Here is a 26836-nt window from a genome sequence, read left to right as displayed (position 1 = left end):
ATATAGTCAGAGCATCGCCAGCGGCTCGGCCCGCCGCGGCGGCGGAAACAGCTTGTCGAGTTCGGCAAGCTGTTCTGCTGTCAGCGGGTGCGCCAGCGCGCCGAGGTTTTCGCGCAGGCGGTCACGGCTGCCGGTCTTGGGAATGGCGATGATATCGTCCGACGCCAGCAACCACGCCAGCGCCGCCTGGGCCGGCGTCATGCCGTGGGCCTTGGCAAAGCGCTGGAGCCCCGCGTGGCGCAGCAGCCGGGCCTGCTCGATCGGGGAATAGGCCATGACCGGCACCCCGCGTGCACGCTGCCAAGGCAACAAATCGAATTCGATGCCGCGCCGGCTCAGGTTGTAGAGCAGCTGGTTCGCCGCTACCTCGCCGCCGCCCGGCACCTCCCACAGTTCCTCCATATCGCCCAGGTCGAGGTTGCTGACGCCGAAATGCCGGATCTTGCCGGCTTCGCGCAGCGCCAGGAACGCCGCCATGGTCTCCTCGAGCGGCACGCCGCCGCGCCAGTGCAGCAGGTAGAGGTCGAGCCGGTCGGTGCCCAGCCGGCGCAGGCTGCGCTCGCACGCGGCCACCACGCCTTCGCGGCTGGCGTTGTGCGGGTAGACCTTGCTGACGAGAAACACCTCGTCGCGCCGACCCGCGATGGCCTCGCCGATCAGCGATTCGGACAACCCCTCGCCATACATTTCAGCGGTATCGATCAGCCGCAGCCCGAGGTCCAGCCCGAGCCGCAGCGTGGCGATCTCCTCGGCGCGCGTGTCGCGGTGATCGCCGATATTCCAGGTACCCATGCCCAGCGCGGGCACGCGCTCGCCGCCGGGCAGCGTGACGGTCTTCATCGATTGGCTCCGGTGTGATGGGGCGGCGTGGCCACGCCGCGCTCCATCACACTAGTTAACAATGCCGGCCGGCACAAGGTGGGCGCCCGGCAGGGGGCCGCTCGGGGTCCCCCGGACCTCTCAACCGTGCTGGTGCCGATATTCCTGGCTCAGCCCGCCATAGCCGTAGGCGGCTGCGCGGGCGTCGATGACGTGGATATACGACACCTTGTTCACATCGCCAATCACCTCGGACAGCGCGGCGAACGTGTCCTTCAGGTACTGCGCCTTCTCGGCCTTGGTGTTGGTCTCGTCGGTCACGCTGATGTCGAGCTGGAAGGCGTTGCGGCCATCGCTGCGCTCGGACAGCGCCTTGCCGCCGATGATCCATTGCTCGCGCGGCAGGTAGCCCACGGTCACGGCGATCACGTTCTCCTCCTTGCGCAGGATGCGCTGGGTCAGTTCGGCCACGGTGGCGGCGGCACGGCGGGTCAGTTCGGCGTCGGGCTGGCCGGAGATCTGGAGGTTGATGTGGGGCATGGCTGGCTCCTTGTTCTGGATGGTGCGAACCGGAAATCGGTGTCGTGGAACCTATCGTAGTGTTCGCCATCACATCGGAAAAGCAGGAATATGCGATACCATCCATCGGTAACACCGAATCGTAAAAATGCGAGATAGTGGGGTGTGACCAGGGACGGGAGCAGGCGTGATGCGAGGATTCGAGACCGATCAACTGAAGACATTCGTGACGGTGGCCGACAGTGGCAGCCTCTCGGCGGCGGCGCCGCGCCTGTTTCTGTCGCAATCGTCGGTCAGCGAGCAGTTGCGCAAGCTGGAGGAGCGCGCCGGCGTGCCGCTGCTCACACGCGGCAAGAGGGGCGCGGCGGTTACGCCGGCCGGCGCGCGGCTGCTGGAGTACGCGCGCCGCATCCTGTCGCTGAACGACATGGCAATGCAGGAGCTGCGCGGCCGCACCCTGGATGGCGAACTGCGGCTTGCCGTGACCGATTACTTCCGGCCGGGCGAGATCGCCGGCATGCTGCGCCGGCTGCGCGACCGCTATCCGTATCTGAAACTGCACGTCACGGTGATGAAGAGCGCCGCGATCGAGGCCGCCGCTGACCTGGACACCTTCGACATCGGGCTCAGCATGCGGCTGATTCGCGCCACGCGTGCCGACCGTGCAGAGCGCGCCGACCGTGCCGGCACGCTGCTGCGGCGGGAAGGGCTGGCCTGGGTGGCCGCGCCGGAGATCGCCGAGTCGCCGCAGCCCACGCTGCCGCTGGTGCTGCTGCCCGATACCTGCTCGATGCACCAGTTCGTGGTGCAGCTGCTGATGCGCCGGAAGCGCGCGTTTGACATTGCCCACTCGGCGTCCGGCGTGGCGGGGCTGCACCTCGCGCTGGCGGCGGGGCTCGGCGTGTCATGCCTCAACGCGTCGGCCATCGGGCCGGGCGTAACGCCGCTCGATGCCGCCGCCGTCTCGCGCTGGCGCCTGCCGACATTGCCCGATGCCGAGTTCTACCTGCTGCCCGCCCGGCGCGGCGAGAGCGAATTCATCGGCGAAGCGCGCCTCGCGCTAAGCGAGCAACTCGGCTGAGGGCTATTGCGGCTGAGGGCTATTGCCATTCGGAACAAATGCGTCGCAAGCGACGCAAGTATGTCTGACTTTGTACATGCTTCGCCGCTACGATCAACCATCACTTCAATGAAAACTGGTCGATCCGCAACGCCGTACCCAGCCTCGCTGGCATAGCAGAAAAACGAAAAACGGCCCGTCGTGCGGGCCGTTATCTCGTCACAGCGTCATCACAGCGTTGTAAGCATTACTCGGCGGTCATGTGCGCGTTCTTCGCCAGGAGACCGAGCCGATCGCGCTCGGACTGGATGAAGGCGACGAAGCTCTCCACCGAGCCGCCCGCCGGCTCGATGCCGTTCGGCAGCAGCCGCTCGCGGATCTCCTGCGTCTGCATGCCAGCGGTCAACTCCGCATTCAGCCGCTTGATGATCGCCGGATCCGTGCCCTTCGGCGCGAAGATGCCGGCCCAATGGCCGATGCGCACCTCGGGCAGGCCCTGCTCGGCCGTGGTGGGGAGGTTGGGCGCCGCGGCCATGCGCTTGTCCCAGGTTGCGCCCAGCGCCTTGAGCTTGCCGGCCTTGATCTGTGGCAATACCACCACGCTGGCCTCCGAAGTCGCCGCCACCTGGCCGCCGATCACCGCCGTGATGCTCTCCGAGCCGCTCTTGTAGGGCACCACCGTCAGCTGCGCGCCTTTCTCCTTGAGCATCTCCTCGACGAAGTGGGGCGTGCTGCCGCTGCCGGCGGTGGCGAACGGCGCGCCACCCTGCTTCTTCGAGTACTCGATCAGATCCTTGAGGTTGTTCACCGGCAGCGACGGCGACGCGACGATGACCGACGGGCTGACCGCGATCAGCCCAACCGGCACGAGGTCATCGGGCGCATACGGCATCTTCGTGCGAATCAGGCTGTTGGTGACCGTGCCCACGGCGCCCACCAGGAAGGTGTAGCCGTCCGGCTTGCTCTTGGCGACATAGTCGGCACCGACCACGCCGCCGGCGCCCGGCCGGTTCTCGATCACCACGGGCTGGCCGATCCGCTTGCTCACCGCCTCGGCGCCCGCCCGTGCGACGAGGTCGTTGGCGCCGCCCGCCGTGAACGGCACGACGAACTTGATCACGTGGTTGGGCCAGGCGTCAGCGGCATGGGCCGGGGCGGCGCCGCACAGTGCGGCGGTGGCGAGGGCGATGGCCATCGCCCCGCCATGGATGGGGATACGCATGCTTGTCTCCGGTATCTGTTGTGGTGGGTACCGACGTCGATGGTACCGAAGGCGGCTGTCAATTGCCTGACGGTGGGTCAGCGCAGCGGGAGGCGGGGCCGCCGGCGCCCGGGGTGGGCGGCGGCGCTATTCATGCCGTGCACAGTGTGACGGCGAGGATGGCGAGGACGGCGTGCGGGAACCGATGACCGGTCAATGATCGCGTTCCCAGGTCTGGGTGCGGCCGATCAGGCTGATGCCGATGAAGCCGCGCACGTTGAGCTTCTTGCCGTCGTCCGCCAGCGCCATCTTGCACTTGTAGAGCTTACCGGTCTCGGGGTCGAGGATCTCGCCGCCGGTGTACTCGTTGTCGCCGGTCTTGCGCAGGCCGGTCAGCAGCGTCATGCCGATGACCGGCTGGTCCTTGCGGGCGTCGGTGCACTTGTCGCAGACCTTGGGCTTGCTCTCGGCGGTCTCGACGAGGCTCTTCACGAGGCGCCCGCTGTAGATGCCGTCCTTCTCGCTGATCTCGATCACGCCGCGCGGCTTGCCGGTGGCGTCGTCGATGGTCTTCCACGTGCCAGCCGGCGTGGCCTGCGCGAGCGCGACGGCGCTGGCGGCGAAGGCGGCCGCGAACACGGTGGCGTGCCGCAGCGAGCGTGGGAGGGAAATGCGCATGGGGGTCTCCTGGTTCAGTGTGTCGGGATCGTGCGAAGGTGTCGCGACGCCAATCTACTGGCGCACGCGCCGCGCTGCAATCACCGCCGCGCGTTTGCGTACGCACCAGCGGCACGCCGCCGCTGCCCGCAATCGACCGCCGTACGGGGGTTTGCGGGATTATGCCGTGCAGCATGCGGCGCTGCGCGGCGGGGCCGAAGCATTCCTCTAAGGGGAACTCCGGGGTCGTCCGGTGGCGTGCGGACCGCGGTCTGGCATTCCATCGACACCCCTTCCACACCCATCTCGGCACGCTGCGTTCTCTGACCACGCAGCGCTGCCTCGCAGGCGCGCGGCGCGACGCTGTATCAGGCGTGTCGCGGGGTGGTGCCACGCGCTGCCGGAGCATGTCGATGACGTGTCGAAGCGTGTCGAAACCTCGTCATCGCATCGCGTGCGGTGACAAACCGTTGCGCTGACGCATCACTCTTTCGTCGTACTCGCGCAACTGTCGGATCGACGCACACCGATGTCGGCGCATGTCCGACGCGATGGCATTGGACCCAGGCGCATCGATGCGCGCGACGCGTGCCGAGCGAGCGCCGGTGCGTTGCCGCGCGAGGTCATGACGGCGTGCGCGTACGCTGCCGGCATGCCATGGCGAGAGACCACGCATGGTCGATGCGATCGCCGCGAAAGCCAGCGTGCATGCGGCTTTCCGGTGAATCGCGCGGTGCGCGGCCGCGCGCGATGACGGCGCGCACGGCATGCTTCGGCGGCGTGTGAGCGGAGGCGCCGAGGTGTCACGCGAGGGCTTGCGACACAGCGCGCGGCGTCATCGAATCGACGCGCGTCGACCTCGCGGAGGAACTTCGGATGGCGTGTGGAAGTCGAGATGAACAAGCGTGTCGATGATGCCGTCATCGCGATGCGCGAGCGAAGTAGATCGACTCGCTCGCGCACGCAAGTTTTTTTGCACTTTTTTCTTAACATCATCGAACAAACGAATTATGATTCGCCTTGACAAGAGTCTCAGTTCATTGCATCGACGTATCGCAGCGACAAGCAACAAGCAGAAGCAACGATGATGGCGATGATTCGATGCAGTGAATGCGGGTAGCCGAGGAGCACCAGAACTTTGACGCAGACCAAGCCGATGCGGCTTCTCAAAACGCGTGCAGTCTCCTGTAGCCCAGTGACGGGATGGGCGAGCTACCCCCGAATGATTGCCGTCTGCCGTGCGCGAGGCCATGCCCGCACCGCAGGCCTGCTGACCGATATCTCCTCTTTCCTGGTCGTGCGCCGACGTAACGGGCGGCGCGGGCCAATCGAATATTCCAGGGCGCGGCACGCCCCGGACACCCGCCTGCAGGCTGGCTTTGCCGCCCGCGGGGGTCCGTTGCGCTGCCGCTTGAACGCCGCGTGTCGCGGCATCCCTGCCACCGAATTCATTAGCGTGCGACCGAAGCTGTGCCGTGCGCCGATGAATCGCTCGCTCGACTGGAGTCACGCGGTATCGCGCTTCGGGTCGGTCGGGTCGCCATCCTAGGTCATTCGATATTTCACGCTAGTGAAGGAGTTATCCATGGCAACTGCTGCAAAGAAAAAGCCGGCGGCTAAGAAAGCCGCCAAGCCGGCCGCCAAGAAGGCCGTCGTGAAGAAGGTCGCCGCCAAGAAGGCTGCTCCGGCCGCCAAGAAGGCTGCTGCCAAGAAGGTCGCAACCAAGAAGGTTGCTGCCAAGAAGGTAGCCGCCAAGAAGGCACCGGCAAAGAAGGCCGCTGTGAAGAAGGTAGCCGCCAAGAAGGTCGCGACCAAGAAGGTTGCCGCCAAGAAGGTAGTTGCCAAGAAGGCAGCGCCGGCCAAGAAGGCCGCGGTCAAGAAGGTAGCCGCCAAGAAGGCCCCGGCCAAGAAGGCCGTTGCCGCCAAGAAGCCGGCCGCCAAGAAGGCTGTAGCCAAGAAGGCCGCTCCGGCCAAGAAGGCTGCACCGGCCAAGAAGGCTGCTGTCAAGAAGACCGCTGCCAAGAAGCCGGCCGCCAAGAAGGCTGCTGCGAAGAAGCCGGCTGCCAAGAAGGCGCCTGCTGCGAAGCCTGCCGCGGCACCTGCCGTTGCACCCGCTGCTGCTGCAAAGACCGCGCTGAACCCGGCTGCGGCCTGGCCGTTCCCGACGGGTACCCGTCCGTAATCGCTTCGCCTCGTGCGAACGATCACAACTGGGACGCGCCAGGGCACGCATCGCGTGCCGCACTGACCGGATACGCCGTATCCGGTCCGCAAGACAGCTGTCTTGCCGACCCGCCGATGGCATTCGCCCGGCGGGTTTTTTATCGCCCAAAGAAAAACGCCGCGGCCCGGAGGCGCGCGGCGTTAGGGTCGGGCACGGTGTGCCCGGTCCAGGTGCGTGGTGCGATCAGTGGGTCACGCGGGTCACGCCGCCCGAGGACAGCAGGCGCACGCGCTCGCCGGGGCGGAATGCCTCGTCGGCTTCCTGGGTGATGGCGCGCATCTCGCCGTTGTCCAGCCGGACGGTGATCTCCAGGCCGCGACGCTGCTGGATCTTGTTCTCCGCCGCGCTGCCGGCCAGGCCGCCAATTACCGCGCCCAGCAGGCCCGCCGCAATCGCGCCGTTGCCGCCGCCGATGGTGCTGCCCGCCGCGATGCCGCCGATGGCGCCGCCGGCCAGCGTGCCCGCGCCGGTCTGCCCGCCCTGGATCAGCACCTCGCGCACGCCCTCCACCACGCCGTAGCGCACGGTCTGCTCACGCTGGGCCTGGCCCGAGGTGTAGACGCTGTTGGAGTTCGACCAGCTGGCGCAGCCGGAGACCAGGCTTGCCGCCACCAGGACGGCCACGCCGCCGGTGCGGACGATGTTCGGCACGATGTTTCTCATGATTGACTTCCTTCCCGTAAAGACCCGCGCGTCCGCAACGTTCGCGGAGGCTGGCCGGACACCGCAGCCCGGTGGGCGCGGCGCCGGGCAGCGTCCGGGTTACGCGTAGCGGTACCCGAATGCGGACTGGAACCGGTTGCCGATGTCCTCGCGCGAGAGCCAGTGGTTCTGCGGCCCCTGGCGGGCGATCTTGAGCGAGCCCATGAGCGAGGCGAGGCGGCCGGTGGTTTCCCAGTCCAACCCGTTTTCGATGCCGAAGAGCAGGCCGCCGCGGAAGGCGTCGCCGCAGCCGGTAGGGTCGACGACCTGTTCGGCGGGCACGGCCGGAATGGCGTACTGCTGGCCATCGGCAAAGATGCTGGCGCCGCGCTCGCCGTGCGTCACGATGAACGCGCGGACCTTGGCGGCAACTTCGGCGCTGGTCCAGGCCGTGCGGGACAGCAGGACCTGCGCTTCGTAGTCATTGACCGTCACGTAGCTGGCGAGTTCAATGAACTGGCGCAGGTCCTCGCCGTTGAACAGCGGCATGGCCTGACCCAGATCAAAGATGAACGGAATGCCGGCGTCGGCGAACTGCTGCGCGTGGTGCAGCATGCCCTCGCGGCTGTCCGGCGCCACGATACCCAGGGCGGGCTGGCGGCCGCCCGTCAGCGCGTCCTGCACGCTGTTCAGCTGCGACTGGCTCATCGCGCCCGGGTGGAAGGCGGTGATCTGGTTGTTGTCGAGATCGGTGGTGATCATCGCCTGCGCGGTGAACGTCTCCGGCAGCGTGCGGATGTGATCCGTGACGATGCCGAGGTTGCGCAGGTAATCCAGGTACGGACCGGCGTCCTCGCCCACGGTGCCCATGATCAGCGGCTCGCCGCCGAGCATCTTGAGCGTATAGGCGATGTTGCCGGCGCAGCCGCCGAATTCGCGCCGCATGCCCGGCACCAGGAACGACACGTTCAGCATGTGGATCTGGTCCGGCAGGATGTGTTCGCGGAAGCGCCCGTCGAACGTCATGATGGTGTCGTAGGCAACGGAGCCACAGATCAGGCTGGCCATTCTTCCTCGCAATCGAATACGGTTGATACGGTTGAAAAAGACGCCGCCCGTGCAGAGACGGGCGGCGTTCGTACTTGTCAGATACCGGTGATGCCGAATGCCTCCGGCAGCTTACTTCAACGCGGCCAGGGCGGCGTCGTAGTTCGGTTCCTGCTTGATCTCGGGCACGAGTTCGCTGTACTTCACGGCGTTGTTTTCATCGAGCACGACCACGGCACGCGCGGTCACGCCGGCCAGCGGGCCGGTCTTGATGTCCACGCCATAGGCGTTCTTGAACTCGGCGCCGCGCATGGTCGAGAGCGTCACCACGTTGGCCAGGCCCTCGGCCGTGCAGAAGCGGCCCATGGCGAACGGCAGGTCGGCCGAGATGGTCAGCACCACGGTGTTGTCCAGCGTGCTGGCGGCTTCATTGAACTTGCGCGCGGATGCCTGGCACACCGGCGTATCCAGGCTCGGCACGATGTTCAGCACCTTGCGCTTGCCGGCGAAGTCGGCCAGCTTCACATCCTTCAGGTCCTTGCCCACGAGGGAAAAGTCGGGGGCCTTGTCGCCTGCCTGGGGAAACTTGCCGCCAACTTCGATGGCGTTGCCGCCGAGGGTCACATTGCTCATGGTCACTCCTGTACTGGGATGGGATGTTCGTCCGCGCCGTCCGGTGCGGACCGGGCCGGCGCGGCGGGGCGCTGGATATCAGGGGTAGAAGATCAGCACGCGGTAGTTGGCCGCTGTCTGGTCTGTCCGGAATCGTACCCGAACCGGCAGCTCGCTGCCCGCGCGCAGGCCCAGCGTGGCGAAGGCGCGCTGCGCGGGCTCGAGGTATTCGGCCGGTTGCAGCACGCGGCGCAGCAGCAGCTGGTCTTGCAGGTCGGTCATCACCAGTTCGATCGCGGGCAGCGCGGTGGTGGCGCGGCCCTGGTTCCGCATGGTGACGGCGAGTTGGTAAACATCGGTCGCTTCGTCTTGTTTCTGAAGCTGGGAGCTGTCGATGCGCAGCGCTTCGAGGTCGCGCCAGGGCGGCACCTCGCAGCCAAGTGGCGCGCAGGCGGCCTCAAGCAGCGGGCGCAGCACTGGCACACGGCCAGCCAGCTGGCTGCGGCCGAGATAAGCGCCCTGCAGCAGCGCGCCGATGGCCAGCAGCACCACGGCGATGCGTACCCAGACGCGCCTGCTGACCGGCACGACCACCTTGGCGCGCGGCGCGCGCGAGCGTTCGCGGTCGCGCGCGTGGCGCAGGAAATCAGGGGCGAAGACGGGGCCCGGCGGCACTTCGCGGCGGATCCAGTGGCGCGTGGTGGATTCGCGTGCGATGGCATCCGGCGTGCCTTCACGCGACGTATCGATCGCATCGGCACTGGCCCATGCGGCAACGTCGTCGTTATCGCGCGCGAATTCCTCGGCCGGCGCCACGGTGGGATCGGCGGCACGCAGGTATTCGCTCGCGCTGCGTACCGGCTCGGTGTTGGCGGGCGGGTTCGATGCTGGCACCGGCGGCCACGCAGCCTTGGCGCTGTACGCGCCTAACGGCGGTGGGCTGGCCGAGGCCGGCGCGAATGCTGCTGCGGGGTCGAGTGACGAGTGCGCCGGCACGGCCGGGGCGGGTGCTGGCGAGGCCGGCACCGGGTCGCCGAAGGCCGAATGATCGAGGGTCGGCCACGGTGCCGAGGGGGCGGGTGCCGCCGCTGCCTCTATGGGCTCCGACTCCGGTTCGGGTTCAGGTTCCGGCTCGGGTCCGGGCGCAACTTCCGCCTCGGGTTCGGGCTCAGGTTCCGGCTCCACCGCCGGCTCCGGCTCGGCTTCCCGCTCATGTTCCGGCGCCAGACCCAGTTCTACTTCCGGCTGCGGCGCCGGCGGCACCTCGGGTGCTGGCTCTTCCCGTACCGGCGGCTGCTCGGCCTCCGGCATCATCATCGTCGGCGAATCGAGCGCCGGCACGTCATAGCCGGGATCGAAGCCCGGGTCGAACGGCGACTCCTGTGCATGCGCGCGCGCGCTGGCCTGCGCCTGCTCGGCATGGGCCAGCGCGGCGGCCACGCTCGGGCCGGCCGTGGTCGGCACCGGCGCTGGTGTCGACGCGGCAGACGCCGTGGGCGCAGCGGCCGGTACCGGCACTTCAATCAGGTGTTCGCGTGCGTCGAAGACGGTATCGCACTGTCCGCAGCGGACCAGGCCCTGGCGCAGACGCAACTGGTCCGCCACAAGCCGGAACGCGGTGCGGCAGGCCGGACAACGCGTGACAAGCTTGGCGGCAGCCATGGTGTCGAATCAGGAAGGGGTGGCGGGGGAGCTGGCGGCGTCGGCGCGGGTGCCATGCAGGCAGACCCAGCCTTCCTCGCTGCGCCAGACCGACATGGCCAGCCAGGGCGCGTAGGCGGCGGCCACTTCGTCCGCCTGCCGTTCCAGCACGCCCGAGAGGATCAGCCGGCCGCCCGGGCGCACGCGCGCACTGAGCATGGCCGCCATCAGCTTGAGTGGATTGGAGAGGATATTGGCCACCACGAGATCGTAGGTGGCATCAGATACGGAATCCGGCAGCGCGAAGGTGGCCGCCACCTGGTTGCGTTCGGCGTTATAGCGCGACGCCTCCACGGCATTCGGATCGATGTCGATGCCGAGCGTATCGCCCGCACCGAGCTTCTTGGCGACGATGGCCAGGATGCCCGAGCCGCAGCCGTAGTCGAGCACGGTTTCGCCGGCCCGCACGTTCTGCTCGAGCCACTGCATGCACAGCCGCGTGGTCGGATGGCTGCCTGTGCCGAAGGCCAGGCCGGGGTCCAGCTCCAGCACCACGGCGTCCGGCTCCGGGGCGTCGTGCCACGATGGCACCACCCAGATCCGTTCGCCAATGCGGATCGGCGCGAACTGCGATTGCGTCAGGCGCACCCAGTCCTGGTCTTCCACCGCGCGCAGCACGTAGTCCGGCACCGGATCGACGTTCAGCGCGTTGGCGGCCGCAGCCACCACGAGCGCCGGGTCGGTCTCGTCGTCGAACAGGGCCACCACGCGCGAGCGGTTCCAGGCCAGCCGCGTCGGCTCGAGCCCGGGCTCGCCGAACAGCGGCTGCTCATCGGGCGTGTCGGCATCGGCGTCTTCCACCGAGACCGACAGCGCGCCGAGGTCGAACAATGCGTCGGACCAGGCCTCGGCCTGATCCTGCGCAATTTCGATCACACATTCCTGGAAAGCCACGTGATTCCTTGCTGCGACGATGCCGGCCGAGGCGGGGCCTCAGGCCTTCTCGCCTTTGGCCACGGCCTTCTGGGCCAGGCGGTGTTCAAGATAATGGATGCTGGTGCCGCCTTCGACGAAGTTGGCATCGAGCATCAGTTCGCGGTGCAGCGGCACATTGGTCAGGATGCCGTCCACCACCATCTCCGACAGCGCGATGCGCATGCGGGCGATGGCCTGGTCACGCGTGGCGCCGTACGTGATGATCTTGCCGATCATCGAATCGTAGTTCGGCGGCACGAAGTAGCCATCATACGCGTGCGAGTCCACCCGCACGCCGGGGCCGCCCGGCATGTGCCAGGCGGTGATGCGGCCCGGCGACGGCGTGAACTTGAACGGGTCCTCGGCGTTGATCCGGCATTCGAGGGCGTGGCCCTGGATCTGCACGTCCTTCTGGCGGAAGCGCAGCTTCTCGCCGTAGGCGATGCGGATCTGTTCCTGCACGATGTCGATGCCCGTGATCATCTCGGTGACCGGGTGCTCCACCTGCACGCGCGTGTTCATCTCAATGAAGTAGAACTCGTTGTTCTCGTACAGGAACTCGAACGTGCCGGCGCCCCGGTAGCCGATCTTCTTGCAGGCATCGGCGCAGCGGTCGCCGATGCGCTCGATCAGGCGGCGCGGGATGTGCGGTGCCGGTGCTTCCTCGATCACTTTCTGGTGGCGGCGCTGCATCGAGCAGTCACGCTCGCCCAGCCAGATGGCTTGCCGATGCTGGTCTGCCAGGATCTGGATTTCCACGTGGCGCGGATTCTCCAGGAACTTCTCCATGTAGACCTCGGGGTTGCCGAAGGCACGGCCGGCTTCCTCGCGCGTCATGTTGACGGCGTTGATCAGGGCGGCCTCGGTGTGCACCACGCGCATGCCACGGCCACCGCCGCCGCCGGCGGCCTTGATGATGACCGGATAGCCCACGCGGCGCGCGGTGGCCAGGATTTCCTTGGGGTCGTCGGGCAGGGCGCCTTCGGAGCCCGGCACGCACGGCACGCCGGACTTGATCATGGCCTGCTTGGCGGACACCTTGTCGCCCATCAGGCGGATGCTGTCCGAGGTCGGGCCGATGAAGACGAAGCCCGACTTCTCCACGCGCTCGGCGAAGTCGGCGTTCTCGGACAGGAAGCCATAGCCCGGGTGGATGGCCTGGGCGTCGGTGACTTCGGCGGCCGAGATGATGGCCGGCATGTTCAGGTACGACAGCGGGGACGGCGCCGGGCCGATACAGACGGCCTCGTCGGCCAGCTTGACGTACTTGGCCTCCTTGTCGGCTTCCGAGTACACCACCACGGTCTTGATACCCAGCTCGCGGCAGGCGCGCTGGATGCGAAGGGCGATTTCGCCCCGGTTCGCGATCAGAATTTTTTCAAACATGGTCTCTCTCTGCGAGAACGGGTGCCAGCCCGGCAAGTCGGGCCCCGGCGCGGGGCCGGTGTTGCAAAGCAGGGCGCCACGCGGCGGCCTGAAGCATGCCAAGCATGGGGGAGCAGGGGCGATGCAGGCCCGCCCCGGTCCCCGTGCCGGGGCCGCTGGGGCGCGGGCGACGGGGGCGCGGCGGGCAGGCTGGCATCAGCCGATCACGAACAGCGGTTGGCCGTATTCCACGGCCTGGCCGTTCTCGACCAGGATTTCCTTGATTACGCCGGCCTTGTCGCACTCGATTTCGTTGAGCAGCTTCATGGCCTCGATGATGCAGACGGTCTGGCCTTCCTTGACGGTGTCGCCCACGTTCACGAACGGAGCGGCGCCCGGCGACGGCGCGCGGTAGAACGTGCCCACCATCGGCGAGGTGACCACGTGGCCCGACGGCACCTGGGCGGCTTCCGGCGCGGCAGCGGCCGGCGCCACCGGGGCGACGGGGGCAGCGCCCGGCAGGGCCTGCATCTGGGGCATGGCCATCGGGGCGGCGATCACCTGGGGCGGCGCCTTGACGATGCGTACCTTGCCGTCACCTTCGGTGACTTCCAGTTCCGAGATGCCGGATTCGGCCACCAGGTCGATCAGCGTCTTCAGCTTGCGCAGGTCCATCTTCTTATCCTCCAGAATCGGGTTGTCCGGTCTCCTTCCGCGGGAAGGAGACGGCGGCGGTGAGTCATTGATTGGTCTGCCGCGCTGGCCGCGTGGCAGGGTCCGGGCATTCCTGATGCTGTGCCGGCGCGCGGGCAGCCTTCAACTGCCCGGGGCCGCCGTCTGTCCCAGCACGTATTCCAGCGCCAGCAGGTAACCCTGCCAGCCCAGGCCGCAGATCACGCCCACGGCCTGATCCGAGAAATACGAGTGATGACGGAACGGTTCGCGGCGATGCACGTTCGACAGATGTATTTCCACGAACGGGATCGCCACGCCGGCCAGGGCATCGCGCAGCGCCACGCTGGTGTGCGTATAGGCCGCCGGGTTGATGAGGATGAAGTCCACCCCCTCGCCGCGTGCCGCCTGGATACGATCCACCAGCGCCCCTTCATGGTTGGACTGGAACGTATCAAGATCCAGGCCAGCCGTGGCGGCGCGTTTTGCCAGCGCATCGTTGATATCGGCGAGCGTCGTGTGCCCGTACGTCTGCGGCTCGCGCGTGCCCAGCAGATTGAGGTTCGGTCCATGCAGGACCAGCACCTTCCGGTAGCGTGCAGCGCCGTTGGCGGCGGGAGTTGAAGACACGGTAGCTCGACCAGATCAACGAAATTGCGCGGAGATTACCGTAGCTTAGAGGGATTTGTCTAGCGTGCGATACAAGGCCACGTGGCGTGGCGGACGCTTTTCAGAGTGTTCTCACGGATTTTGGTGTTCCAGCGGTCAGATCGGGGTGGAAATCACCCCATTGGCCGGAGATCCCGGGCAGTTGGGCCGTGTTTCGGCCCAGAAGCCCGATTTCACGCGCCGGGTAGCACCTTGCGCAGTTCCTCGGCGTGCACGCGGCCCATCTTGCGATATTTCACCGATCCGTCGGGATTGATGACCACGGTATAGGGCAGGCCACCCTGCGCGTTGCCGAAACTGCGCGACAACTCGGTGCCTGCGAAGCCGGCCACGGCCAGCGGATAGGCCACTGGCACCTTCTTGAGGAACTGCTGGATGTTGCTGGCCGAATCGATGCCGATGCCCACGAATTCCACGTTGCGCTGGGCATATTCGCCATGCAAGGCGGTCAGCTCGGGCATTTCTTCCACGCACGGGCCGCACCACGGGGCCCAGAAGTTCACCACCAGGGTCTTGCCGCGCAGTTTGGACAGGTCCAGTTCCGCCCCGGCGGGGTCCGGCAGCCTGGTCTGGAAGAAGGTCTCGACGGCCTGGTCGGCCACCGGCTTGGGAGATAGCGCGAAATGACCGACGATGGCGCCGCCAGCGGCAGCCACGATGGCAACGACGAGCCACAGGCCCAGGCGGGAGCGGCGGATGGGGGTGGAGCCGGGTGCGGAGGCGGTCATCTGGGGCGGTATCTATATAGAGAGAGGAATCGGAGGATCAGGGCCCGGGCGGTTCGGCGGGCTCGGCGGTGCTCAGGGCGCGCACCGCGGCCAGGTCGGCACGCGCGACGCGCCCGCTGGCATCCGCCCGCACGGCGCCGCGCTCGTCGATGGCATCGTACAGCGCAATATGAATGCCGACCGGCGCGCCGAGTTCCGCGCGGACCTCGCCAGCCAGCGTGCGGCATTCCCGCGCCGCCGGCCATTGGCCGCGCCACAGGAAGCTCAGCGTCTCCACGTCGCTCCGGCCGGCGAAGTGCCGGCTTTCGCTGGTGTCGAAGTCCACGCCGGCGTTCAGCAGATGCAGGGCGACGTCCTTGGGACTGTCACAGAAGCATTGCAGATAGACATCGGAATGCTCGGTGGCCGTGCCGTTGAGCACCGCGCCGACCAGATAGGGCCGGAAACTGGCCAGATCCTCCATTGCCAGCACGGCCAGCCGGCGCAGTAGCGCGAGGATGCGCGGCTGGCTGTCCGCATGGAACAGTGCCTGGTACGCGCGGACTTCTTCCTCGATCATGTCGTTATCGGGCAGCCATTCTCCCGCAACGCGCATATCGCCGAGCAACTGCCTGGCGGCCTTGCGCTTGGCGGTGGCGTAGTCGGCACCGTCCTCGGCGATCATGCGGGCCGCGGCCTGGGCGATTTCCTCGCGTACGCGGGTTGGGTCGGGGATGTTGCGTCTGGACATGCCGCGATGATACGCCGCTTGCTTGGTCGTGGTGCCGGGGCGAGGTGTCGCAGTCGGGGCGGAGGGCTCGGGTACAATCGATCGCTATCCCGCCCGGCGCCCGGGCGCAAGCCATCTCCCCCCGACGCATCCCATGCATATTCACATCCTCGGCATCTGCGGTACTTTCATGGGCGGCCTTGCGGTCCTCGCCCGGCAGGCGGGTCACCGCGTGACCGGCTGCGACGCCAACGTCTACCCGCCCATGAGCACCCAGCTGGAAGCCCAGGGCATCGACCTGATCGAAGGCTTCGACCCGTCGCAGCTCTCGCTGGAGCCGGACCTGTTCGTGATCGGCAACGTGGTCTCGCGCGGCAATCCGTTGATGGAGGCCATTCTCGACCGCAACCTGCCGTACGTCTCCGGCCCGCAATGGCTGGGCGAGCACGTGCTCAATGGCAAGTGGGTGCTGGCCGTGGCCGGTACGCACGGCAAGACGACCACCACGTCGATGTTGTCCTGGATTCTCGAGGACGCCGGCTACAACCCGGGCTTCCTGGTCGGCGGCGTGCCGCAGAATTTCGGTATCTCCGCGCGACTGACGCCATCTGACTTCTTCGTCATCGAAGCGGACGAATACGACACCGCCTTCTTCGACAAGCGCAGCAAGTTCGTCCACTACCGCCCCCGCACGGCCATCCTGAACAACCTTGAGTTCGATCACGCCGACATCTTCCCGGATCTTGCTGCCATCGAGACGCAATTCCATCATCTGGTGCGTACCGTGCCGGGTCAGGGCCGCATCCTCGTGAACGGCGTGGAGCCGGCGCTGGCACGTGTGCTGGAGCGCGGCTGCTGGAGCGAGGTGGAGCAGTTTGGCGTGGGCGACTGGAAAGAGAGCGATGCGCAGACACCCGCCCCGGCGGGCAAGGATGCCTTCGATGTCTGGTTCGGCGATGCGGTGCAGGGCACGGTCGTATGGGACTTGCAAGGCACCCACAACCGCATGAACGCGATTGCCGCCATCGCCGCCGCCCGCCACGTGGGCGTGCCGCCGGCACAGGCGATCGAGTCGCTGGGCCGTTTTGCCAACGTCAAGCGCCGCATGGAGGTGCGCGGCGTGGCTAACGGCATCACGGTCTATGACGACTTCGCGCACCATCCCACGGCCATCCAGACCACGCTCGAAGGCCTGCGCCGCCGGGTGGGCAACGCCCGCATCCTGGCGGTGCTGGAGCCGCGCTCCAATACGATGAAGCTCGGCGTCATGGCCGCGCAACTGCCGGCCAGCCTGGAAGGCGCCGATCTCGTGTTCGGCTACGGCGCGCCGTCGGGCAAGGACGCGCTGGGCTGGAACCTCGGTGAGGCGTTGGCGCCACTTGGCGACAAGGCTGCCGCTTATCAGGAACTGGGCGAACTGGTCGCGGCTGTCACGGCCGCAGCCCGCCCCGGCGACCATGTGCTCGTGATGAGCAATGGCGGATTCGGCGGCGTGCATCAGAAGCTGCTCGACGCGCTCGCCGCCTGATCAAGAATCGACAAGGGTCCGACGATGCTGCTGTATCTGCACGGTTTCCGCTCCTCGCCGCAATCGTTCAAGTCGCGGCTTGTGCAGGAGCGGATGCGCGCCTGGGGCGTGGAGAAGTCCTTTGCCTGCCCCACGCTCAATGTCTCGCCGGCGCAGGCCATTGCCCAGGCCGAGGCCGCCATCCGGGGCGCCCGCGCCGGGGGCGAGACGGACATCGCCATCATCGGTTCGTCGCTGGGCGGTTTCTACGCGCGCTGGCTGGCCGAGCGCCATGGCTGCCGCGCGGTGCTGCTCAATCCGGCGATCCATCCATGGACCGATCTGGAGAAGTATCTCGGCGAGCAGCCGCTGTATCACGGCGGCGGGTCGGTGGTGGTGGAGCGTAGCCACCTTCAGGAATTGCTCGACTTGCGTGTCGAACAGGTCACTAAACCGGCGCGCTATTACCTGCTGGCTGCCACGGGCGACGAGGTGCTCGACTACCGCGAGATGGTCCAGGCCTGCCCCGGCGCCAACATCCGCATCATCGAAGGCAGCGACCACGGTATCAGCGAGTTCGAAGACTACGTGGACGACGTGCTCGCCTTCTGCGGCTATGGTCCCGGCGGCAAGCTGCCCGCCTCCGCCTCCCGGCCGGACCTGGCATGAGCGATGCGCTGTACCGGACGCCGCGCACCGGCGCGTGGCGGGCGCATTTGCCGTTCGACGCCGACATCCCCTCCAACCTGCGCCGCTGGGTGATTGGCGAGGGCTCGCTCACCGCCCGGCTGATGGCCGCTTCCGCGCAGTTCCGTGTCAAGCGGCTGGCCCAGTCGCTCCAACGGCCGTTTGCCGATGAATGGCAGGCCATCGGCCTGATCCGCCCGGTGCCGGCTATCACGCGCGAAGTGCTGCTCATCTGCGACGATATACCAGCCATCTTCGCCCATAGCATCGTCGATCCGCATCATGCCCCGCGCGACTGGCCGTTCCTGCGCGGGCTGGGGGAGCGCCCGCTGGGCGGCGCGCTGTTCGTCGATCCGCGCGTGCGGCGCGAGCCGTTCCAGTTCGCGCGGTTGCATCCGGACCATCCGCTGCGGCAGGCCCTGGCCCGCGTGGTGCCGGCCATGCGGGACGTGCCGATGCTGCCCGCGCGGCGCTCGGTGTTCCGGCGCGGCGGCGGTGCCATGCTGGTGACCGAGGTCTTCCTGCCCGACCTGCTGCAACGGCCCGCGCCGGCGGCGGTGCGGTATCATCCCGAGTCCGACCGGCCACATCTGCCGGAACCATTGCCTTATGGCGGCCCACGGCGCCCATCCATCACGGGCGGTCCGTCGACTCTGCCCGGAAACCCGCTCCCACGCTCACGCTGCGACGGCGCCCGGCATTTCTGAAAGTACCGATCCATGCAGTTGCTGTTTGAAGAAGGCGGCGAAATTCGCGCCGGCACCGTGCTCGCCCAGCAGGGTGAGGCCTACCAGGTGGAGTTGCCGGCAGGCAAGCGCACCAAGGTGAAGGCGCGCGACGTGCTGCTGCAGTTTGCCCAGCCGTCGGCAATCGAAATGGTGCGGCAGACCGGCGACCTGACCGCCGACATCGACCTCGACTTCCTCTGGGAATGCGCGCCGGCCGAGGAATTCGGCTTTGCCGAGCTGGCCGCCGAATACTACGGCGCAGATGCCGGCCCGGTGCAGCAGGCCGCGCTGGCCATGGCGCTGCATGGCAATCCGGTCTACTTCCGCCGCAAGGGCCGTGGCCGCTACCTGCGCGCGCCGGAAGACCAGCTGCAGGCCGCGCTGGCCGCCGTCGAACGCAAGAAGCAGCAGGCGCTGGTGCAGGCCGGCTATGAAGACCAGCTCAAGGCGCTGACGCTGCCGGACGCGTTCCGGGGCAAGGTGCTGCAACTGCTGTTCAAGCCGGACAAGAACAGCCTCGAATTCAAGGCGATGGATGCCGCCTGCACGGCGCTCGGCATGACGCCGATGCGGCTGATGGTGGCCGTGGGCGGCGTGTCCAGCCCGCGCGCGCTGCACGAGGCCAAGTTCCTCTCCGAATGCTTCCCGAAGGGCACCGGCTTCCCGGACGTGGACGTGCCCGAGCCGGGCGGCGACCTGCCGCTGGCCGACGTGCAGGCGTTCTCGATCGACGATGTGACGACCACCGAGATCGACGATGCGCTGTCCGTCACCGAACTCGATGGCGGCAAGCTGCGCGTGGGCATCCACATCGCCGCGCCGGCGCTGGGCATCAAGCGTGGCGATGCGCTCGACGCCATCGCGCGCCAGCGCCTGTCCACGGTGTACTTCCCGGGCGACAAGATCACCATGCTGCCGGACCCCATCGTGGAGCGCTACACGCTCCAGGAAGGGCGCACCTGCCCGGCGCTGTCGCTGTATGTGACGGTGGACCCGAACACGCCGGACGGCATCGCCATCACCGCCAGCGAGACCCGCGCCGAGCGCGTGCCGATTGCCGCCAACCTGCGCCACAACCTGCTCGAGGACGTGGTGACCGAGGCCGCGCTGGCCAACGGCACCGGCGACTACCCGTTCCGGGCCGCGCTGACGCACCTGTTCCACCTGGCCAACCATCTGCACGACGAGCGCCAGCGCGCGCGCCTTGCCAGCGGGCTGCGGCCGGAGTCGCACAACCGGGCCGACTACAACTTCTATATCGATCAACTCGAAGGCGGCGCCGAGCGCGTGCGCATCGAGCAGCGCCGCCGGGGCTCCCCGCTGGACAAGATCGTGGCCGAGTTGATGATCCTGGCCAACAGCACGTGGGGCAAGCTGCTGGCCGACCACGGCGTGCCGGGCATCTATCGCACCCAGAAGGCGTGGGGCATGCACCGCACGCGGATGCAGACCTACCCGGCGCCGCACGAGGGGCTGGGCGTGGCGCAGTACGCGTGGAGCACCTCGCCGCTGCGCCGCTACGTCGATCTGGTGAACCAGTGGCAGATCCTGGCGGTGGCGCAGCATGGCGTCACGGCCAAGCTGGTGGCGCCGTTCAAGCCCAAGGATGCCGACCTGCTGGCTGCCGTGGCGGACTTCGAAGGCACCTATGCGGCGTATGCCGAGCACCAGTCCACCATGGAACGCTACTGGTGCCTGCGCTGGCTGGCCCAGGAAGGCCGCGAGAAGCTGATGGCGACGGTGCTCAAGGAAGGCGCGGTGCGCTTTACCGAGATTCCGCTGGTGACGCGCGTGCCGGAACTGGCGCAGGCGGCCCGGGGCACCCAGGTGCTGCTCGAGATTGCCTCGACGGACGAGATTTCGCTGGAAGTGTCGTGCCGCGTGCTTGAGGTCTTTGCCGGCGAGGGCGAGGTTCCCGAGGAGGAACTGGAAACCGACGAGGAAGCGGCGGAAGTGTCGGCCGAGGCAGCCGCAGAGGCGGCGGCCGAAGATGCGGCGGAAGCGGCTGCCGAGGGGGGTACGGCAGGCCAGGAAACCCCGGCCGGGGAGGATGCCGAGCCCGCTTCGGACGACGAGGCGTCGGCGCCACGCGACACCGGGGCTGGCCCGGCGGCCTGACCCCTTCGGAAAAGCAATCCGCTCCCTTACAATCGAAGTCTGATCCGGCCAACCCCGCCTGCGGTGGGGTGGCCGCCCTTCGTCTTTACTGTCTGCCCTGCCCGGACTCTCCGCCCGCCGCCATCGTGAACGCCGTTCTTGTTGCTCCCCGCCATCCCCTGCAGTGGTGGCATTCCAGCGGCACGCTGGCCAAGGCGCTGGCCGTGTCGGTGGTCATTCACGCGCTGCTCCTGATGGTGCGGATTGCCGCGCCCGAGGTCTTCGAGATCAAGCGGTCCGATCCGCAGCTTGACGTGGTGCTGGTCAATTCCAAGTCCGCCGAGCGGCCGCGCGACCCGACGGTGCTGGCCCAGGCCAACCTGGACGGCGGCGGCGACCATGACGCCCAGCGCGCCACCACGCCGCTGCCGGCGCAGACCGAGTCCAAGGATGGCGACCTGATGCGGCTGACGCAGCGCCGCATCGAGCAACTGGAAGAAGAGCAGCGCCGGCTGATGACGCAATCGCGCGAGGCCGCGCCGAGCGTGCGCAGCCAGCCCGTGAAGCCGGGCGAACAGCAGCAGCCGGCCCCCACGCGCGGCCAGGACGACCGCACCTCCGTGACCGAGATGGCGCGGCTGGAGGCCGAGATCGGCCGCAACCTGGAGCAGTACGCCAAGCGCCCCAAGCGCATGCAGCTGACCGCGACCAGCGCCCAGGGCGTGGACTACGCCCAGTATTACGACCGCCTGCGCCGCAAGATCGAAACGCGCGGCACGAGCGATTTCCCCCAGCGCAACGGCAAGCCGCTGTACGGCCAGCTGATCCTGGTGATCAACGTCAACCGGCTCGGCAAGCTCGGCTATAACCGCGACGGCTACAACGTCGAGTCCATCGACGTGGCCAAGAGTTCGGGCGACCCCGCGCTGGACCGCCAGGCCGTGGCCATCGTGCGCGCCGCCGCGCCGTTCGGCGCCTTTACCCCGGAAATGCAACAGCGCCAGGACATCCTGGAAGTCATTTCCACGTTCAAGTTCACGCGGAGCGGGCTCGACGTCCGCCTGCAACCCCGTTGATGACCACAGACCCGACTTCCCAGCCTAACCCGCCCGTGCAGCCAGACCGCTACGTGGTGGTGGGCAACCCTGTTTCGCACAGCCGCTCGCCGGCCATCCACGCCGCCTTCGCACGCCAGACCGGCGAGGCCGTGCAGTACGACCGCCTGGAGGCGCCGCTCGGCGCCTTCGCCGACACGGTGCGCCGTTTCCTGGCCGAAGGTGGCCACGGCTTCAACGTGACCACCCCGTTCAAGCTGGAAGCGTATGACCTGGCGGACCGCCTGACCCCGCGCGCCGAGGCCGCGGGCGCGGTCAACACGATGTGGATCGAGGACGGCCTGATCCATGGCGACAACACCGACGGCGTGGGTCTGGTCCGCGACATCCAGGACAACCTGGACGTGCTGCTGGAAGACAAGCGCATCCTGCTGCTCGGCGCCGGTGGCGCGGCCATGGGGGCGATGCTGCCGCTGATCGAGTGCCGTCCGGCGCGGATCGTGGTGGCCAATCGCACCGCTTCCCGGGCGAGCGACATGCTCGAGGAATTCGTCGAGGCCGCCGACCAGTACAACGTGGAACTGTGGGGCGGCGGGCTCGACGCGCTGTCCGCCCTGAGCGAGGAGGAGCGCTGCGACGTAGTGATCAACGCCTCGTCGAGCAGCCTCCAGGGCGAAGTGCCGCCCGTGCCCGAGTACCTGCTGGGCGAGGGCGTGCTGGCCTACGACATGATGTACGGCGCCCGGCCGACCGTGTTCCTGGCCTACGCCGCCCAGTGCGGCGCGCGCACCAGCGACGGCCTGGGCATGCTCGTGGAGCAGGCCGCCGAGGCGTTCTACAACTGGCGCGGCGTGCGGCCCAACACCGTCCCTGTTCTCGCTGAATTGCGAGCCGGGCTCCAGGCCGAAGCCGCCCGCTGAGGCCACCCGGCTTGGCGCGCCAGCGGACCTCCTCCCGATCGCCGGCGCGCGCCGGCAGCGCGGCCAATCCGCTGCGCTGGCTCGGCTATCTGGCCGGCTGCCTGGTGGCGGGCGTGCTGGCCATGCAGCTGTACTTCTTCCTCCAGATTGCCGCGTGGCAGGTCGTGAACCCGTCGTCCACGACCTTCCTGCGCGCCGAGCGCTGGCGGCTCTGCGGCGTGAATTTCTGGAGTTGCGGGGTCGAGCGCGAGTGGGTGCGCTACGACGACATCTCGCGGCACCTGAAGCGCGCGGTCATCGCCAGCGAGGACGCGGATTTCGTCAATCATCCCGGCTACGACCTCGACGCGATGCTGACCGCCTGGGAGCGCAACAAGCAGCGCGGGCGCATCGTGCGCGGCGGGTCGACCATCACCCAGCAGCTGGCCAAGAACCTGTTCCTGGCGCCCGAGCAGCACTACCTGCGCAAGGGCCAGGAGCTGGCCATCACGTGGATGCTCGAGTTCTGGCTCGACAAGCAGCGGATCTTTGAGATTTACCTGAATTCGGTGGAGTGGGGCGAGGGCGTCTTCGGTGCCGAGGCCGCCGCCCAGCACTACTTCCACACCTCGGCCGCCAAGCTAGGCGTCGGGCAGGCCGCGCGCCTCGCGGCGGCGCTGCCGGCGCCGAAATGCTTCGACAAGAAGACATATTGCGCCAACGTGCACGTCAACTTCCGCGTCAAGGCGTCGATCATCGCGCGCCGCATGGGCGCGGCCACGCTGCCGGACTAGGGTGTCCGGCAATGGGCGCTGGTGCCGCCCTCAGCTCAGCCAGCCCTTGCGGCGGAAGTAGATCAGCGGAATCGCCGCCGACACAGCCATCAGCGCGATGGCCCACGGGTAGCCGGCGGCCCAGTCCAGCTCCGGCATCAGCTTGAAGTTCATCCCGTAGATGCTCGCGATCAGCGTCGGTGGCATCAGCGCCACCGACACCACCGAGAACAGCTTGATGATCTTGTTCTGGTTGATGTTGATGAAGCCGACCGTCGCGTCCATCAGGAAGTTGATCTTGTCGAACAGGAACGCGGTGTGGTTCTCGATGGAGTCGATGTCGCGCAGGATCTGGCGGGCCTCGTCCTGCTGCTCGGCGGACAGCAACTGGCTGCGCATCAGGAACGATACCGCGCGGCGCGTATCCATGACGTTACGGCGGATGCGGCCGTTCAAATCTTCCTCGCGCGCGATGGTTTCCAGCACGTCGGCGGCGGCGGCATCGGTCACGTTCTCGGCCAGCACCCGGCGGCTGGCTTCCTCCAGCCGCTCGTAGATCTCTTCGATGGAGTCGGCGGAGTACTCGGCGTCGGTGGCGTACAGGTCCATCAGCACGTCCTTGGCGTTGCGCACCGAACCCGGCCGCATGCGCGCGCGCAGGCGCACCAGCCGGAACACCGGCAGATCCTCGTCGTGGATGGAGAACAGCACGTCGCGCGTGAGCACGAAGGCCACGCGCACGTTGCGCGACGCCTCGTCCTCGGCCAGCAGGAAGTCGGTGCGGATGTGGATGTTCTCGTCCTCGCCCTCGAAATACCGGGCTGACGCCTCCAGGTCACCGAGGTCCTCGAGTTCCGGCAGGACGACGTTATAGGCTTCCTTGATCCATGCCAGCTCCTCGTCGTCGGGGCTGACGACGTCGATCCAGATGGGCTTGTGCTGCAGCAGCTCATTGCGCTCGTCGACCTGCTCCTGGGCAAGCCGGCCTTTCTGCAGGACGAACAGGTTGATCATCCCTGGGTTCCTTGTTACTGATGGCGCGGTTGTCGATGCATCGAAGACAGGCGCAGGCAAGGCAAGCCAGCCGGGTGACCATGGCGCGGCCACGGGCAAGCGTGATCGCGCTGCGGGCGGCCGCAACAAAGCGGCGCGCGGGCAAGGCGATGGCGTTTGCCTGGGTTTGGCTGGCTGGCCGGGAGAGGGAAGCTCCGAAGCGCGACACGGCAGTCAGGGCGACCGCCGCAGGGGGAAACGGAAAGACACTCACCCGCAGGTGTCTGCGGGCAAGGACGGCGATAAGCAAGGGCAGGGCCCCGCGGATCGTCGTTACGCAGCCCGCAGTGACATGGCATCCGACGATGTCGCGGCACGACCGCGGCAACTCGAACACCCGATGCTACTGCCCACGTACTTTCTCCGGGATTCTGATGGCCGCGAGTGTAATCCAACGCAGGGGGGCTTGTTAAGCGAAATCTCATCCCGCGCGGCGCCCGTTGCGCGCCGCGAACGCCGGCCTACGTTTGGCTTACAGGCTGGCTTATGGGTCCGGCTTATGGGCCAGCTTATGGGCCGGCTAATAGGCCGGCTAATTGGCCGGCTCAAAGGCCGGCTCAAAGGCGGCGGCGCAGCAGCGGGGCCAGCATCACCGAAGACAGCGCCGCGAACATCAGCAAGATGGCCGCGTAGTCCTGCCAGTGCGGCGTCTCGCCGAGCAGCCACATGCCCGAGAAGACCCCCACCACGGGGATGAACATGATCGACAGGCTGGACACCACCGGCGGCAGGCTGCGCGCCAGCGCGAACCAGACCAGGTGGCAGTAGGCAAAGACCACCACCGCGTTGTAGGCGATGGCGCCCCATTCCACGGCGGTGGGCATGCGCCAGCCCGACTCCAGCAGCAGCGTGCCAAGGCCAAGGAAGGGCAGGGTGATGGCCAGCATCCAGAAGGTGAGCGCGCCGATGGGAATATCCACCTGGGTCCGCTTCATCAGCTGGGTGCCCAGCCCCCAGCCGGCTGCCGCCACCAGCATCAGCAGGGTGCCGGCCGGGCTGCCGGTCAGCGCAGCGATCTCGCCCGAGAGCAGCAGCACCGTGCCGGCCAGCGCGCAGGCAATGCCGACCCAGGCGGACAGGGCGATGCGGTCCCGGAACAGCACCAGCCCCCAGACCACGGCCCAGATCGGCATGGTGTAGCCGAGGATGGCCGCGCGGCCCGAGGACAGCATCTTGACCGCGCAGATCGCGAACAGGTGCCAGATCACCATGTTCGGGATGGCCAGCTTGATCACCATCGGCCAGCTGGCGCGCGGCACGTGGAGGGACTCCCCGCGCAGCTTCAGCGCCAGCCCCAGCGCCACCAGCCCGCCGGCCATGCAGAGCAGCCGGAAGCCCATGGCCGGGAAATGGGCCACGCCCACTTTCATGATGGGCCAGTTGATGCCCCAGGCGAGTGTGAGGATGATGAGCAGGACGAGACCGCGGCGATCAAGGGACATGGGAGGCGAGACGGGATTTGGCGACGTGGCGGGGTCGCTCTTATTAAGCGGAAGCGCAAAACCCGAAAACGATAGCACGCAACGGGTAAAATTGCGCCAACGCCATATATCGTGCGCCGGACCGCGCTGGCGGCGCCCCGCGACAACCAGCCGGCGCGCCGCCGCGTTATCCTTGGATAACGTCCGGCCCCCGGGGCCTTACCCATATCGAGCATCCCATGACTTTCACCGAGCAGCTGTCCGCCGCATGGCAGCGTAACGATTCCCTGCTGTGCGTCGGACTCGATCCGGACCCGGCCAAGCTGCCGCTGTCCCTGACCAGCACGGGCGGCGCGATCTTCTCGTTCTGCCGCGAGATCGTCGACGCCACGGCCGACCTGGTCTGCGCCTTCAAGCCGCAGATCGCCTATTTCCATTCGCAGCGCGCCGAGGACCAGCTCGAGCAACTGATCGAGTACATCCACGACGCCCACCCGGGGATTCCGGTGATCCTGGACGCCAAGCGCGGCGACATCGGCTCCACGGCCGAGCACTATGCCCTGGAGGCGTTCGAGCGCTACCGCGCCGATGCGGTCACGGTCAGCCCGTACATGGGGTTCGATTCGATGTCGCCCTACCTGGCCTATCCGGGCCGTGGGGTGATCGTGCTGTGCCGGACCTCGAACCCGGGCGGCTCGGACGTGCAGTTCCTGCAGGTGGACGGCAAGCCGCTCTACCAGGTGGTGGCCGAGGCCGCGCGCGAACGCTGGAACACCAACGGGCAGATGGGGCTGGTGGTGGGGGCGACGTTCCCCAATGAGATCGCCAAGGTGCGCCAGATCGTGGGGGACATGCCGCTGCTGATCCCGGGCATTGGCGCGCAGGGCGGAGACATCGAGGCGACCGTGAAGGCCGGCCGTACCGCCGACGGCACCGGCATGATGATCAATTCCTCGCGCGCCATCCTGTACGCGAGCCGTGACAAGGATTTCGCCAAGGCCGCCCGGAATGTGGCGTTGCAGACGCGCGAGACCATCAACCGCTATCGTCACGGATAAACCGTGACAGCGGCCGAA

General features: G+C 67.5%; 25 protein-coding genes and 1 pseudogene. 10 read left to right on the top strand and 16 right to left on the bottom strand.

The genetic code is table 11. From position 1 onward, the window contains the following. Positions 1-6 precede the first annotated feature (6 nt). Both KHO18_RS17990 and KHO18_RS17985 read right to left on the bottom strand, forming a co-directional pair. Positions 7-840 (bottom strand): aldo/keto reductase, encoded by an 834-nt coding sequence (locus KHO18_RS17990; protein ID WP_144201338.1) that lies wholly within the window; start codon positions 838-840, stop codon positions 7-9. Between the two features lie 120 nt (positions 841-960). Next, positions 961-1359, bottom strand: a complete 399-nt coding sequence (locus KHO18_RS17985) for a tautomerase family protein (RefSeq protein WP_144201340.1) — start codon at positions 1357-1359, stop codon at positions 961-963. A 169-nt stretch (positions 1360-1528) separates the two neighbouring features. On the opposite strand from KHO18_RS17985, the gene KHO18_RS17980 reads away from it, so the two are divergent. Further along, positions 1529-2419, top strand: coding sequence for a LysR family transcriptional regulator (locus KHO18_RS17980; protein ID WP_144201342.1), 891 nt, complete (start codon positions 1529-1531; stop codon positions 2417-2419). A 226-nt stretch (positions 2420-2645) separates the two neighbouring features. Here the strand turns inward: KHO18_RS17980 and KHO18_RS17975 are convergent, their stop codons facing one another. Both KHO18_RS17975 and KHO18_RS17970 read right to left on the bottom strand, forming a co-directional pair. Next, the gene (locus KHO18_RS17975; RefSeq protein ID WP_144201344.1) at positions 2646-3620 is read right to left on the bottom strand and encodes a tripartite tricarboxylate transporter substrate binding protein; all 975 of its coding nucleotides are present in this window, start codon (positions 3618-3620) and stop codon (positions 2646-2648) included. A gap of 192 nt (positions 3621-3812) precedes the next feature. Continuing rightward, positions 3813-4277 carry a DUF2147 domain-containing protein gene (locus tag KHO18_RS17970; RefSeq protein WP_144201346.1) on the bottom strand — a complete coding sequence of 155 codons (465 nt, stop codon included), beginning with the start codon at positions 4275-4277 and terminating at the stop codon, positions 3813-3815. A gap of 1564 nt (positions 4278-5841) precedes the next feature. Here KHO18_RS17970 and KHO18_RS17965 point away from each other — a divergent pair. Beyond that, a complete protein-coding gene (locus tag KHO18_RS17965; protein WP_144201350.1) occupies positions 5842-6438 on the top strand; it encodes a histone H1-like DNA-binding protein in 597 nt (198 codons plus the stop codon). A 225-nt stretch (positions 6439-6663) separates the two neighbouring features. Here the strand turns inward: KHO18_RS17965 and KHO18_RS17960 are convergent, their stop codons facing one another. The 10 genes from KHO18_RS17960 to KHO18_RS17915 all read right to left on the bottom strand — a co-directional run bounded on the left by KHO18_RS17960 (position 6664) and on the right by KHO18_RS17915 (position 15561). Then, positions 6664-7143 carry an outer membrane lipoprotein gene (locus KHO18_RS17960; protein WP_377731995.1) on the bottom strand — a complete coding sequence of 160 codons (480 nt, stop codon included), beginning with the start codon at positions 7141-7143 and terminating at the stop codon, positions 6664-6666. A gap of 99 nt (positions 7144-7242) precedes the next feature. Then, positions 7243-8190 (bottom strand): carbohydrate kinase family protein, encoded by a 948-nt coding sequence (locus tag KHO18_RS17955; protein WP_144201353.1) that lies wholly within the window; start codon positions 8188-8190, stop codon positions 7243-7245. 111 nt (positions 8191-8301) lie between these two features. Further along, positions 8302-8802: a thiol peroxidase gene (gene tpx / locus KHO18_RS17950; RefSeq protein WP_144201355.1), complete on the bottom strand. Its 501-nt coding sequence runs from the start codon at positions 8800-8802 to the stop codon at positions 8302-8304. 78 nt (positions 8803-8880) lie between these two features. After that, complete coding sequence (locus KHO18_RS17945) at positions 8881-10443, bottom strand: DUF3426 domain-containing protein (RefSeq protein WP_144201357.1); 1563 nt, start codon at positions 10441-10443, stop codon at positions 8881-8883. Between the two features lie 9 nt (positions 10444-10452). After that, positions 10453-11376 carry a 50S ribosomal protein L11 methyltransferase gene (prmA, locus tag KHO18_RS17940; RefSeq protein WP_144201359.1) on the bottom strand — a complete coding sequence of 308 codons (924 nt, stop codon included), beginning with the start codon at positions 11374-11376 and terminating at the stop codon, positions 10453-10455. Positions 11377-11415: 39 nt separating this feature from the next. Further along, on the bottom strand, positions 11416-12783 hold the full coding sequence (gene accC / locus KHO18_RS17935; RefSeq protein WP_144201361.1) for an acetyl-CoA carboxylase biotin carboxylase subunit: 1368 nt from the start codon (positions 12781-12783) through the stop codon (positions 11416-11418). Positions 12784-12978: 195 nt separating this feature from the next. Beyond that, complete coding sequence (gene accB / locus KHO18_RS17930; RefSeq protein ID WP_144201363.1) at positions 12979-13437, bottom strand: acetyl-CoA carboxylase biotin carboxyl carrier protein; 459 nt, start codon at positions 13435-13437, stop codon at positions 12979-12981. A gap of 141 nt (positions 13438-13578) precedes the next feature. Next, a complete protein-coding gene (gene aroQ / locus KHO18_RS17925; RefSeq protein WP_144201365.1) occupies positions 13579-14064 on the bottom strand; it encodes a type II 3-dehydroquinate dehydratase in 486 nt (161 codons plus the stop codon). A gap of 212 nt (positions 14065-14276) precedes the next feature. Next, positions 14277-14831: a TlpA family protein disulfide reductase gene (locus tag KHO18_RS17920; RefSeq protein ID WP_144201367.1), complete on the bottom strand. Its 555-nt coding sequence runs from the start codon at positions 14829-14831 to the stop codon at positions 14277-14279. Positions 14832-14868: 37 nt separating this feature from the next. Further along, complete coding sequence (locus KHO18_RS17915) at positions 14869-15561, bottom strand: UDP-N-acetylmuramate--alanine ligase (protein WP_144201369.1); 693 nt, start codon at positions 15559-15561, stop codon at positions 14869-14871. Positions 15562-15694: 133 nt separating this feature from the next. Between KHO18_RS17915 and mpl the strand changes: the two genes are divergently transcribed. The 7 genes and pseudogenes from mpl (at position 15695) to mtgA (ending at position 23307) form a co-directional block, all read left to right on the top strand. Beyond that, positions 15695-17068, top strand: coding sequence for a UDP-N-acetylmuramate:L-alanyl-gamma-D-glutamyl-meso-diaminopimelate ligase (gene mpl, locus KHO18_RS17910; RefSeq protein WP_144201371.1), 1374 nt, complete (start codon positions 15695-15697; stop codon positions 17066-17068). A gap of 24 nt (positions 17069-17092) precedes the next feature. Then, positions 17093-17716: a YqiA/YcfP family alpha/beta fold hydrolase gene (locus tag KHO18_RS17905; protein ID WP_211943647.1), complete on the top strand. Its 624-nt coding sequence runs from the start codon at positions 17093-17095 to the stop codon at positions 17714-17716. Continuing rightward, positions 17713-18285: pseudogene (locus tag KHO18_RS17900) on the top strand (chorismate--pyruvate lyase family protein); the annotation flags it as partial. The gene KHO18_RS17905 and the pseudogene KHO18_RS17900, both read left to right, overlap by 4 nt. A 168-nt stretch (positions 18286-18453) precedes the next feature. Next, the gene (locus KHO18_RS17895) at positions 18454-20580 is read left to right on the top strand and encodes a ribonuclease catalytic domain-containing protein (RefSeq protein WP_211943646.1); all 2127 of its coding nucleotides are present in this window, start codon (positions 18454-18456) and stop codon (positions 20578-20580) included. Between the two features lie 125 nt (positions 20581-20705). Further along, positions 20706-21635: an energy transducer TonB family protein gene (locus tag KHO18_RS17890; RefSeq protein WP_144201379.1), complete on the top strand. Its 930-nt coding sequence runs from the start codon at positions 20706-20708 to the stop codon at positions 21633-21635. Then, a complete protein-coding gene (aroE, locus tag KHO18_RS17885; protein ID WP_144201381.1) occupies positions 21635-22534 on the top strand; it encodes a shikimate dehydrogenase in 900 nt (299 codons plus the stop codon). Before KHO18_RS17890 ends, aroE begins: the two co-directional genes overlap by 1 nt. Before the next feature lie 71 nt (positions 22535-22605). Beyond that, complete coding sequence (gene mtgA, locus KHO18_RS17880) at positions 22606-23307, top strand: monofunctional biosynthetic peptidoglycan transglycosylase (protein WP_144201470.1); 702 nt, start codon at positions 22606-22608, stop codon at positions 23305-23307. Between the two features lie 30 nt (positions 23308-23337). Here the strand turns inward: mtgA and corA are convergent, their stop codons facing one another. Both corA and KHO18_RS17870 read right to left on the bottom strand, forming a co-directional pair. After that, the gene (gene corA, locus KHO18_RS17875; protein WP_092298717.1) at positions 23338-24300 is read right to left on the bottom strand and encodes a magnesium/cobalt transporter CorA; all 963 of its coding nucleotides are present in this window, start codon (positions 24298-24300) and stop codon (positions 23338-23340) included. 596 nt (positions 24301-24896) lie between these two features. Next, positions 24897-25781 (bottom strand): DMT family transporter, encoded by an 885-nt coding sequence (locus KHO18_RS17870; protein ID WP_144201384.1) that lies wholly within the window; start codon positions 25779-25781, stop codon positions 24897-24899. A gap of 218 nt (positions 25782-25999) precedes the next feature. Between KHO18_RS17870 and pyrF the strand changes: the two genes are divergently transcribed. Next, the gene (pyrF, locus tag KHO18_RS17865) at positions 26000-26818 is read left to right on the top strand and encodes an orotidine-5'-phosphate decarboxylase (protein ID WP_144201386.1); all 819 of its coding nucleotides are present in this window, start codon (positions 26000-26002) and stop codon (positions 26816-26818) included. The last annotated feature ends 18 nt before the right edge of the window (positions 26819-26836 follow it).

It is taken from the genome of Cupriavidus campinensis, assembly GCF_905397395.1.
Taxonomy (GTDB): domain Bacteria; phylum Pseudomonadota; class Gammaproteobacteria; order Burkholderiales; family Burkholderiaceae; genus Cupriavidus; species Cupriavidus campinensis.
Note: the sequence above shows the minus strand (reverse complement) of the source record. Positions and strands in the feature narration are given on the sequence as shown.